We start from the raw sequence: 7,357 nt of genomic DNA, 5'->3' as shown, positions 1-7,357 counted from the left end.
CGCGGGGCGCGGGGCGCGGGGCGCGGGGCGCGGGGCGCGGGGCGCGGGGCGCGGGGCGCGGGGCGCGGGGCGCGGGGCGCGGGGCGCGGGGCGCGGGGCGGACTACGACGCCGATCTTGCGCTTTCTGTGCCGACTTAATTCGCGAAGGTGAACATTTCGGCGTCGCTAAGTGCAAGATCGGCGGGCGGATGCGACGGCGCTGCGGGGAAATCCGTTGCGGGGACGACTGCCGGCGCGCAGGATGCCGATGTGATCGAGGCGTACGCGATGCGGGTTCTGGTCCCTGCGACGACTGCCGGTCGTCGACAGCGGCCGGTACCGGGGCGGGCCTCGATCCTGCGTCGACGGCCATGAGCGGGGCGTTCCTCGCCGGTCTGGTGGCCGGCTACGGCGTCGCCATCCCGGTCGGCGCGATCGCGATCCTCATCCTGGGGCTCAGTGCCCGTACCTCGTTCCGGGTCGGCGCGGCAGCGGCCCTCGCGGTGGCGACGGCCGACGGGCTCTACGCGGCGGTGGCCGCGCTGGGCGGCGCGAGCCTGGCCGGGGTCATCGCGCCGGCCGCCGGTCCGCTGCGGGTGGCCGCCGCCGTGGTCCTGTTAGGGCTGGCCGCGCACGGGCTCTGGCGGACCTGGGCTGCCCACCGCTCCCGACGCGCGCCGACGGCGCGGGGCGGTCGGGGGATGGATACTCCGGGCCGCGCCTACGCGGCGCTGCTCGGATTGACCCTGCTGAACCCGACGACGGTGCTCTACTTCGTCGCGTTGGTCCTCGGTCGTCCGGACACGGCCGACGCGGGACCGGTGCCGGCGGCCCTGTTCGTGGCCGGAGTGTTCCTGGCGTCGGCGAGCTGGCAGCTGCTCATCGCCGGTGGCGGCACGGTGGTCGGTCGTGCGCTGACCGGCCCGCGCGGCCGGCTGGTCACGGGCGTGCTCTCCAGCGTCCTCATCGCCGCGCTGGCGGTGGCCGCGGTGGTGCCGGGCTGACGGTCCGGGTGCGCCGGCGGTGGCGTACGGTCGGGCGGTGACCAGTCGACCCGCTGCCGGGGGAGGCCGGTGGGTCGAGGTCGACCCGGCCCGCGTCGGCCGCTGGGTCGAGGGCTTCGCCGACCGGCACGGCCCGCCCACCACCACCGCACGGGAGTACGGGCTGCTGCTGACCGCCCCCGACGGAGCCACCGCCGAGTTGCACACGCCACCCGGGTCACCCGCCAGCGGCGACGTGGCCGCCTTCGTGGCCGCCGCCGGCACGCCGTACCGGATCGGTCTCTTGTTGGCGCGCAAGGGTGCGGTGGCGATCGGCGTGGCGCTCGGCGCCGAGCTGGTGGTCTCCAAGGTGGACACCCGGTACGTGCAGGGGCGCACCGCGGCCGGTGGGTGGTCGCAGCACCGGTTCGCCCGGCGGCGTGACAACCAGGCCAAGGCGGCGCTGGGTGACGCGGCGGACCTGGCCGTACGGCTGCTGCTGCCGGAGGCGGCGAAGCTGGCGGCCCTCGTCTGCGGCGGTGACCGGCGGGCCGTGGACACGGTGCTCGCGGACCGGCGGCTGGCCCCGCTGCTGCCGCTGCGGGCCGAGCGGCTGCTCGACGTGCCGGAGCCTCGACACGCGGTCCTGGTCGCGGCGGTGAGCGCGGCCCGGGCGGTACGGATCCGGTTGCGCGACCCCGCCCCGGCCGCAGACTGACCGCGTCTGGTCAGCGGCGACGTTACCCCCGCCCCGAATGGGCGGCGTGTGGTCAGCGGCGACGCTACCCGCCCCGCCCCGGACGGGCGGCGTCTGGTCAGCGGCGCCGCTTCCCGTGCCGGATCACGGCGGCGGCGACTGCTCTCGGCTGGCCGCCCCGTCGAGCCGGAGCAGAGATGACCGCCACCCGAACGGGGGTTCGGGGCGTGGTGCGGCGCGCATCGTCGGAGGATGGGCGCGTGGAGTTCCTGGTGGACATGGTGACGACGGTGCCCGCCGGCACCTCGGAGGACGGGGTTGCCGAGATGCGTGCGCGTGAGGCGGCGCGTTCGGCCGAGTTGACGGCGCGGGGCAGTCTGCTGCGCCTGTGGCGGCCGCCGCTGGCGCCGGGGGAGTGGCGTACGTGGGGGCTCTTCGAGGCTGCCGACGCGGACGAGTTGGAGGCGGTCCTCGCGTCGATGCCGCTGCGCGCCTGGCGGCGGGAGACCGTCACGCCGTTGACGCCGCACCCGAACGACCCCGGTCGGCCGGGGCGGTGACCGTGGCCGGTGACGAGGTGGAGATCCTGCGCGCGGTCCTGAACCGGTGGAGGTCGGCGGTCGACGCGCACGAGCCGGACCGCGTCGCGTCGGTCTTCGCGGATGACGCGATCTTCCAGGGCCTGCACCCGTACGCCGTCGGCCGGGACGGCATCGCGGCGTACTACGCGGCACAGCCGCTGGGCCTGACCGCCGCGTACGAGATCCGGGAGACCCGGCGGCTCGCCGCCGACGTGGTCCTCGGCTATCTGGAGGTCGAGTTCGGGTTCACCGACCGGCCGGCGCTGAGGGTGTACCTCGGCGTGCTGGTGCGGCGGGTCCACGACGCCTGGTTGATCGGGCACTACCAGGTGTCCCGGCTCGACTGACCACCCAACGACAATCGCGGCAGGCCCGCTCGGAGGGCCTGCCGCGACCGCGTGGAGCTGTCAGAGCTGGTTGGTGCCGAAGGTGTCGCAGGTCTTCGGGTCGCCGCTGTTGTAGCCCTGCTCGAACCACTTCTGCCGCTGGGCGGCGGTGCCGTGGGTGTACGAGCTCGGGTCGCTGCCCCGGCCGGACTTCTGCTGAATGGCGTCGTCGCCGATCGCGCCAGCGGTGTCCACCGCGTCCTGGATGTCCTGCTCGCTGATCGACTTGAAGATCGCCTTGTCGTTCTTCGACTTGGTCTCGGTGGCGTGGTTGGCCCAGGCGCCCGCGAAGCAGTCCGCCTGCAACTCCAGCCGGACCGAGCCGGAGGTAGGCCCGGTCTTGCCGTCCTGCGCCTTGGCCTCGGTGCCGAGCAGGTCCTGCACGTGGTGGCCGTACTCGTGCGCGAGAACGTACGGCTGGGGGAATTCGCCAGTGACGCCGAACTCGGACTTGAGCGTGTCGTAGAAGGTCAGGTCGATGTAGACATGCTTGTCCGCCGGGCAGTAGAACGGGCCGACACCCGAGTCGGCCTGACCGCAGCCGGTGTTCACGCTGTTGCTGAAGAACCGGGTGGTGACCGGCTGGTACTGGTCGCCGAACGCCTTCGGCATGGCGTCCTTCCAGTAAGCCTGGATGGAATTGATGAAGAGGGTGTTGCGGCAGTCCTCGGTCTTGGTCGCGCTCGCGGCGCACTCGGCGTCCAGGCTGGAGTTGTCGGCTGGCTGGTCGCCGCCGCCTCCGCCGCCGAGCTGGCTGAGCCCGAACCCGCCACCGGCCAACGCCAGCACGACGGCGATGATGATGCCGATCAGGCCGCCGCCCCGGCCGCCGCCCCCGGGGATCGGGATCCCGAGGCCTCCGCCCCCGCCGCCTCCGCCGGATCCACGCATGTCCTCTACCTGACTGGTGTCGACCTGCGCGTTCTCGTTCAGCTCCATGATGACCTCGATCGCGTGAAATGTCCTGTGATAGGCCGTCAGCGCCGGACCGGGTCCGGACGGCGATTCGGTACCCGATGATCTTGATTGGTAATCCGGCCCGGCCGCTCGACCGCGCCCCGGTACACTTGTCGCCGTGCCGCGCTGCGAAGGCTGAACCGCCCCGCGCCGACGGGCCCACCGCCCGCCGGCGCTTTCGCGTGCCCTGAGTCAGCCTTCCAGACCCCGAGAGCGAGTCCCACGAGATGATCACTGCCACCGGCCTGGAGTTGCGCGCCGGCTCCCGGATCCTGCTGTCCGACACCACCCTGCGCGTGCAGCCCGGTGATCGGATCGGCCTGGTCGGCCGCAACGGCGCCGGCAAGACCACCACCCTGAAGGTGCTCGCCGGCGAGGGCCAGCCGTACGGCGGGCAGATCGACCAGCGCAGCGCCATCGGCTACCTCCCGCAGGACCCCCGCACCGGCGACCTGGAGGTCACCGGCCGCGACCGGGTGCTCTCCGCCCGCGGCCTGGACGTGCTGATGTCCCAGATGAAGGAGATCGAGGCCCAACTGGCCGAGGACGCCAGCGACAAGTTGGTCCGCCGCTACGGCGCGCTGGAGGACCAGTTCGCCGCCCTCGGCGGGTACGCCGCCGAGGCCGAGGCCGCCCGGATCTGCGCCAACCTCGGGCTGCCGGACCGCGCGCTCGCCCAGACCATCGGCACCCTCTCCGGCGGTCAGCGCCGGCGCATCGAGCTGGCCCGGATCCTGTTCCGGGACGCCGGTGAGAACGGCGGCGGCATCCTGCTGCTCGACGAGCCGACCAACCACCTCGACGCCGACTCGATCACCTGGCTGCGCGGCTTCCTCGCCAACCACAAGGGCGGGCTCATCGTGATCTCCCACGATGGCGCGCTGCTGGAGTCGGTGGTCAACAAGGTCTGGTTCCTCGACGCCACCCGCTCGGTAATCGACGTCTACAACCTGGGCTGGAAGGCGTACCTGGAGGCCCGCGAGACCGACGAGCGACGTCGCCGCCGCGAGCGGGCCAACGCCGAGAAGAAGGCCGGCGCGCTGATGGCGCAGGCCGACAAGATGCGGGCCAAGGCCACCAAGACCGTCGCCGCGCAGAACATGGCCCGCCGCGCCGAGAAGCTGATCTCGGGCCTGGAGGAGGTACGCGTCGCCGACCGGGTGGCAAAGGTCCGCTTCCCCAGCCCCGCCCCGTGCGGCAAGACGCCGCTGACGGCGACCGGCCTCTCCAAGTCGTACGGCTCGTTGGAGATCTTCACCGACGTCAACGTGGCGGTGGACCGGGGTTCCCGGGTGGCCATCCTCGGGCTCAACGGCGCGGGGAAGACGACGCTGCTGCGGATGCTCGGCGGGCTGCTCAGCCCGGACACCGGCGAGGTGCACGCGGGGCACGGCCTGCGGTTGGGCTACTACGCGCAGGAGCACGAGACGCTGGACGTGGAGCGGACGGTGCTGGAGAACATGCGCGCCGCCGCGATCGAGCAGTCCGACACGGACCTGCGCAAGATCCTCGGCGCGTTCCTCTTCTCCGGCGACGACGTGAACAAGCCGGCCGGGGTGCTCTCCGGTGGCGAGAAGACCCGGCTGGCCCTGTCCACGCTGGTCTGCTCGGGCGCCAACGTGCTGCTGCTCGACGAGCCGACCAACAACCTCGACCCGGTCAGCCGCGAGCAGGTGCTCGACGCGATCGCCAACTACCCGGGCGCGATCGTGCTGGTCACGCACGACCCGGGCGCGGTGCTCGCGCTCAAGCCGGACCGCGCGATCCTGCTGCCCGACGGTGACGAGGACGCCTGGAGCGACGACCTCCTCGAACTGGTCGAGCTGGCCTGACCGCTGCGCCGGGCGGTCGGGTGGCCGGACCGCCGGGCCTCAGCCCAGCAGGGTCGACCAGCCGGACCGGTCTCAGCCCAGCAGGTCGACGAGCCGGCCCAGCACGCCGGAGCTGACCAGGATCACCACACCGATGCCGACGAAGATCGCCGGTACCAGCCAGTGCCCGGCACGCTCCACCAGGGCGACCACCCGCCGGTGGCCGCCCAGCCAGGCCGCGGCGGCGCACCACAGGCCGATCAGCACCACGAAGATCAGCAGGAACACCGCGCTGTCGCCGGGGCCGAGAGCCCGGAACACGGGTACGTAGACGGCGACGTTGTCGGCCCCGTTGGCGATCGTCACCCCGGCCACGCCGAGCGTGCCGGTGACCACGGTGGCCGGCTCGTCGTCGTCCCGGTGCCACAGCGCGCGGACGCCCAGCGCGATCGGCAGCAGGCCGAGCAGCCCGGTCCACGGGTCCGGCACGGCCAGCAACCCGGCGGCGACCACCGCGCTGGCCAGCGCGAGCGCGCCGATGCCCAGATATTGGCCGGCGACGATCTGCGCGGTGCGCGGGCGGCCGGTGGTGCGGGCCGCGACGAAGAACAGCGTGAGGATGACGATGTCGTCGATGTCGGTGGCGGCGAAGACGACGGCCGCGCCGGCTGCGGTGCCGAACAGGTCGATCACGTCCGGGAGCGTACGGGTGGAGGTGTCACCGCGCTCGGGTGGACCGTTCGGGTGGCAGAGCGGGACGGTTCGGGAGGATCACTCTATCGGGAACCTGACATTGCATAGCGTGTCGGTTGGCGAAGAGTTGATATCTGGCGCATGATCGTCCGAGGCGGTCTAATAGGTGGGACCGTATCCGAACCGCACAGTCTGGGACGTGAGGACACAGCATGGCAGCCACTGGCACAGCCACCAGCACTGAGAAGGGTCGCCGGATCGTCGGAGCCGAGCGTCAGACGCTCGCCAAGGACCTGGTAAAGCGGTACACCTCGGGGGAGAGCATCCGCGCGCTGGCGGCCTCGACCGGCCGTTCCTACGGGTTCATCCACCGAGTGCTCACCGAGTCCGGGGTTCAGCTGCGTCAGCGCGGCGGTGCCCGGCGCCGCAAGAAGGCGTGACCCGCCCCTTAGCGTCGTTGACCAACGCCGCTCCCCGGGCAGTCCGGTGACCGCCGAGGCGACCGGGGTTCGGCTGACCTGCGACGGGCCGGTCGCCACGGTGACGTTGTGCCGGCCCGACGTGCTCAATGCCCAGACACCGGCCATGTGGCGCGCGATGAGCGAATTCTCGCGCGACCTGCCCGGTGACGTACGGGTGGTGGTGGTCCGGGGCGAGGGGCGTGCGTTCTCCGCCGGTCTCGACCTCGCGGTTGCCGGTGCGTCCGGCCCGGGGTCGTTCGCCGAGCTGGCCACGCTGCCCGAGGACGAGTGCGCCGACCGGATCGCCGAGTTCCAGGGCGGCTTCAGCTGGCTGCACCGGCCGGACGTCATCTCCGTGGCGGCGGTGCAGGGGCACGCGATCGGTGCCGGCTTCCAGCTTGCCCTCGCCTGCGACCTGCGGGTCCTCGCCGCCGACGCGAGGTTCTCGATGGCCGAGGTGACGCTCGGGTTGGTGCCCGACCTGGCTGGCACGAAGCGTCTCGTGGAGCTCGTCGGCTACTCCCGGGCGCTGGAGATCTGCGCCACGGGCCGCCGGCTGGACGCCGCCGAGGCCGACCGGATCGGGCTGGCTACTCTCGTCGTACCCTCGGGAGAGCTGGACGACGCGGTCCGCGACCTCACGGCGGGCCTGTTGGCCGGCCCGCGGGACGCGGTGGTGGAGATCAAGGCGCTGCTCGCCGGCGCGGCCGGGCGGTCGCACGCCGACCAGCAGCGGGCCGAGCGTGAGGCGCAGACCCGCCGCCTGCGCGATCTCGCCGGCCGGGGCGAATAGTAAGGACCGCGCGGG

The 7,357-nt window shown here is 72.7% G+C and carries 9 protein-coding genes; 7 read left to right on the top strand and 2 right to left on the bottom strand.

Annotated elements, in window-relative coordinates; translation table 11 throughout:
• Positions 1-351 precede the first annotated feature (351 nt).
• The 4 genes from AB0J36_RS30370 to AB0J36_RS30355 all read left to right on the top strand — a co-directional run bounded on the left by AB0J36_RS30370 (position 352) and on the right by AB0J36_RS30355 (position 2,588).
• Complete coding sequence (locus AB0J36_RS30370; RefSeq protein WP_357170856.1) at positions 352-984, top strand: LysE family transporter; 633 nt, start codon at positions 352-354, stop codon at positions 982-984.
• Between the two features lie 37 nt (positions 985-1,021).
• A complete protein-coding gene (locus AB0J36_RS30365; protein WP_357134321.1) occupies positions 1,022-1,681 on the top strand; it encodes an acVLRF1 family peptidyl-tRNA hydrolase in 660 nt (219 codons plus the stop codon).
• 239 nt (positions 1,682-1,920) lie between these two features.
• Positions 1,921-2,220 carry a muconolactone Delta-isomerase family protein gene (locus AB0J36_RS30360; RefSeq protein ID WP_357134323.1) on the top strand — a complete coding sequence of 100 codons (300 nt, stop codon included), beginning with the start codon at positions 1,921-1,923 and terminating at the stop codon, positions 2,218-2,220.
• 2 nt (positions 2,221-2,222) lie between these two features.
• Positions 2,223-2,588, top strand: coding sequence for an SgcJ/EcaC family oxidoreductase (locus AB0J36_RS30355; protein ID WP_363661441.1), 366 nt, complete (start codon positions 2,223-2,225; stop codon positions 2,586-2,588).
• A 60-nt stretch (positions 2,589-2,648) separates the two neighbouring features.
• Here AB0J36_RS30355 and AB0J36_RS30350 read toward each other — a convergent pair whose 3' ends face one another.
• Entirely contained in the window at positions 2,649-3,566 is a 918-nt protein-coding gene (locus tag AB0J36_RS30350) for a neutral zinc metallopeptidase (RefSeq protein WP_363661440.1), read from the bottom strand.
• A gap of 245 nt (positions 3,567-3,811) precedes the next feature.
• On the opposite strand from AB0J36_RS30350, the gene AB0J36_RS30345 reads away from it, so the two are divergent.
• Complete coding sequence (locus tag AB0J36_RS30345; RefSeq protein ID WP_357134329.1) at positions 3,812-5,416, top strand: ABC-F family ATP-binding cassette domain-containing protein; 1,605 nt, start codon at positions 3,812-3,814, stop codon at positions 5,414-5,416.
• Positions 5,417-5,488: 72 nt separating this feature from the next.
• Here the strand turns inward: AB0J36_RS30345 and AB0J36_RS30340 are convergent, their stop codons facing one another.
• Positions 5,489-6,088: a cadmium resistance transporter gene (locus AB0J36_RS30340; protein ID WP_357134331.1), complete on the bottom strand. Its 600-nt coding sequence runs from the start codon at positions 6,086-6,088 to the stop codon at positions 5,489-5,491.
• A 212-nt stretch (positions 6,089-6,300) separates the two neighbouring features.
• Here AB0J36_RS30340 and AB0J36_RS30335 point away from each other — a divergent pair, with 212 nt between their 5' ends.
• Both AB0J36_RS30335 and AB0J36_RS30330 read left to right on the top strand, forming a co-directional pair.
• Complete coding sequence (locus tag AB0J36_RS30335; protein WP_007462679.1) at positions 6,301-6,528, top strand: helix-turn-helix domain-containing protein; 228 nt, start codon at positions 6,301-6,303, stop codon at positions 6,526-6,528.
• 46 nt (positions 6,529-6,574) lie between these two features.
• On the top strand, positions 6,575-7,342 hold the full coding sequence (locus AB0J36_RS30330) for an enoyl-CoA hydratase/isomerase family protein (RefSeq protein ID WP_357134333.1): 768 nt from the start codon (positions 6,575-6,577) through the stop codon (positions 7,340-7,342).
• The last annotated feature ends 15 nt before the right edge of the window (positions 7,343-7,357 follow it).

This window comes from Micromonospora sp. NPDC049662, assembly GCF_040675055.1.
GTDB lineage: Bacteria > Actinomycetota > Actinomycetes > Mycobacteriales > Micromonosporaceae > Micromonospora.
The sequence above is the reverse complement of the archived record's forward strand: the minus strand, read 5'-3'. Positions and strand labels throughout refer to the sequence as shown.

Coding starts and splice junctions, on each gene's coding strand:
- AB0J36_RS30370 (WP_357170856.1), top strand. CDS start 352: ATGAGCGGGGCGTTCCTCGCCGGTCTGGTGGCCGGCTACGGCGTCGCC.
- AB0J36_RS30350 (WP_363661440.1), bottom strand. CDS start 3,566: ATGGAGCTGAACGAGAACGCGCAGGTCGACACCAGTCAGGTAGAGGAC.
- AB0J36_RS30345 (WP_357134329.1), top strand. CDS start 3,812: ATGATCACTGCCACCGGCCTGGAGTTGCGCGCCGGCTCCCGGATCCTG.
- AB0J36_RS30335 (WP_007462679.1), top strand. CDS start 6,301: ATGGCAGCCACTGGCACAGCCACCAGCACTGAGAAGGGTCGCCGGATC.